Source organism: Hyphomonas atlantica corrig., assembly GCF_000682715.1.
Classification (GTDB): Bacteria; Pseudomonadota; Alphaproteobacteria; order Caulobacterales; family Hyphomonadaceae; genus Hyphomonas; species Hyphomonas atlantica.
The window spans coordinates 1-2,781 of record NZ_AWFH01000030.1 but is presented as its reverse complement, the minus strand read 5'-3'; the positions used below and the strand labels follow the sequence as shown (position 1 = coordinate 2,781).

At 60.3% G+C, this 2,781-nt stretch carries 2 protein-coding genes; both read left to right on the top strand.

From position 1 onward, the window contains the following. Positions 1-891: sulfate adenylyltransferase subunit CysD (gene cysD, locus HY36_RS11385; RefSeq protein WP_051602742.1), on the top strand; the 891-nt coding region annotated here is incomplete at its 5' end. Continuing rightward, positions 891-2,781, top strand: a 1,891-nt coding sequence (gene cysN, locus HY36_RS11380) for a sulfate adenylyltransferase subunit CysN (protein ID WP_035552787.1), incomplete at its 3' end; no start/stop codon positions are given. The genes cysD and cysN, both read left to right, overlap by 1 nt.

The window sequence follows — 2,781 nt, the reverse complement described above, 5'->3', positions numbered from 1 at the left end:
ACCCACCTCGACAGGCTGGAGGCTGAAAGTCTTCATATCATACGAGAAGTTGCAGCTGAGTGTGAAAACCCTGTGATGCTGTATTCGGTTGGCAAGGATTCGGCTGTGATGCTGCATCTTGCGATGAAGGCGTTTTATCCGTCTCGTCCGCCCTTTCCACTGATGCATGTGGACACGACCTGGAAGTTTCGGGAGATGATCGAATTCCGGGATCGCAAGGCGAAGGAGCTGGGCTTCGATCTTCTGGTCCATGTCAATGAGGACGGCGTGCGCGAGGGCGTTGGCCCGTTCAGTCATGGCTCTGCGGTGCATACGGATGTGATGAAGACACAGGCGCTGAAGCAGGCGTTGGACAAGTACAAATTCGATGCGGCCTTTGGCGGCGCGCGGCGCGATGAGGAAAAATCCCGCGCCAAGGAGCGGATCTTCTCCTTCCGGTCTGCCGAGCATCGCTGGGATCCCAAGCGCCAGCGCCCGGAGCCGTGGAATGTCTACAATACGCGTATCAACCAGGGCGAAAGCGTGCGCGTTTTCCCGCTGTCAAACTGGACCGAGCTCGACATCTGGCAATATATCCGCCGCGAGAACATCGAGATCGTGCCGCTCTACTTTGCCGCCCCGCGCCCGGTCGTGAACTGGAACGGGGTCGACATCATGGTTGATGATGACCGGATGCCGGCAGAGCTGGCAAAGACAGCTGTCACCAAATCCGTCCGCTTCCGCACGCTGGGCTGTTATCCGCTGACCGGCGCCGTGGAAAGCACGGCCGACACGCTGGAAGACATCATCCAGGAAATGTTGCTGACCACGACCTCCGAACGCCAGGGCCGCGTGATCGATGCCGACCAGTCCGGCTCCATGGAAAAGAAAAAACAGGAGGGCTATTTCTGATGCGCCTCAATGATGAATTGATTGAATCGGATATCGCCGCCTATCTCGAGAAGCATGAGCACAAATCCCTGCTCCGCTTCATCACCTGTGGTTCGGTGGATGATGGCAAGTCGACGCTGATCGGCCGCCTTCTGTATGATGCCAAGATGATCTTCGAGGACCAGCTGGCCTCGCTGGAAAATGATTCCCGGAAAGTCGGCACACAGGGCGAGAACATCGACTTCGCCCTTCTGGTCGATGGCCTGACCGCCGAGCGCGAGCAGGGCATCACGATCGATGTCGCCTATCGTTTCTTTGCTACCGACAAGCGCAAGTTCATCGTCGCCGACACGCCCGGCCATGAACAATATACGCGCAACATGGCCACCGGCGCCTCGACGGCCGATGTTGCCATCCTGATGGTGGATGCCCGCAAGGGCATCCTGACCCAGACGCGCCGTCACAGCTTCATCACCACCCTGCTCGGCATCCGCAAGCTCGTCCTGGCCATCAACAAGATGGATCTCGTCGGCTACAGTCAGGATGTCTATAACGACATTGTCGATGACTTCTATGCCTTCGCAGACGAGCTGGCGACCGATCTGGAAATCCAGCCCATCCCGATGTCTGCCCTGGAGGGTGTCAACATCACCAGCAAGTCCAACGAGACCGACTGGTATGATGGCCCCAGCCTGATGGATTATCTGGAGACGGTGCCGGTGGGCGACCGCCGCCTGAACGCCTCCTTCCGCATGCCGGTCCAGTGGGTCAACCGCCCGAACCTCGACTTCCGCGGCTTCTCCGGACAGATCGCGGCGGGCACGGTCAAGCCGGGCGACCGGGTCAAATCCATGCCCTCCGGCAAGCAATCCACCATCCAGCGCATCGTTACCGCCACGGGAGACCTGGACGAGGCGATCGCCGGCCAGTCCATCACGCTGACCCTGGATGACGAGATCGACTGTTCACGCGGCGACGTGCTGGTCTCGGCCGAGGACCCGGCGGAAGTCTCCGACCAGTTCCAGGCCCGCATCCTCTGGATGAGCGAGACCCCGCTCCTGCCCGGCCGGCGCTATCTGCTGAAGATCGGCGCCAAGACGGTCACCGCCACGGTCAACGCCCCGAAATACGGCATCGACGTCAACACGCTGAATGATGTGCCGGCCAAGACGCTGGACCTGAACCAGATCGGGGTCACCACCCTGTCCCTCGATCAGGCCATCCCGTATGATCCGTATGATGTCAATCGCGAGATGGGCGGGTTCATTCTGATCGACCGGATGAGTAATGACACGGTCGGCCTCGGCCTGATCGACTTTGCCCTGCGCCGGGCCTCCAACATCCACTGGCAGGCCATGGATGTCGACCGCTCGGCCCTGGCAGAGCAGAAGGGCCAGAAACCGGCTGTGCTCTGGTTCACCGGGCTGTCGGGCTCGGGCAAATCGACCATCGCCAACGCGCTCCAGAAACTGCTCTATGCCCAGGGCAGGCATACGTTCACGCTGGATGGCGACAATGTCCGCCATGGCCTCAACCGCGATCTCGGCTTCACCGATGCCGACCGGGTCGAGAATATCCGCCGGGTCGCCAATGTTGCCCGGCTGATGTCGGATGCCGGCCTGATCACGCTGGTCTCGTTCATCTCGCCGTTCCGCTCGGAACGCCAGATGGCCCGCAACATGATGGCCGAGGGCGAGTTCATCGAGATCCATGTCGACACGCCGCTCAGCGTCGCCGAAACCCGCGACGTCAAGGGCCTCTACAAGAAGGCCCGCGCCGGGGAAATCAAGAACTTCACAGGCATCGACAGCCCCTATGAAGCCCCCCTCAACCCCGAACTCAAAATCGACACCGTCAACAACTCGCCCGAAGAAGCCGCTGAAGTGATCCTCGGCTTCCTTCGTGAGAAAG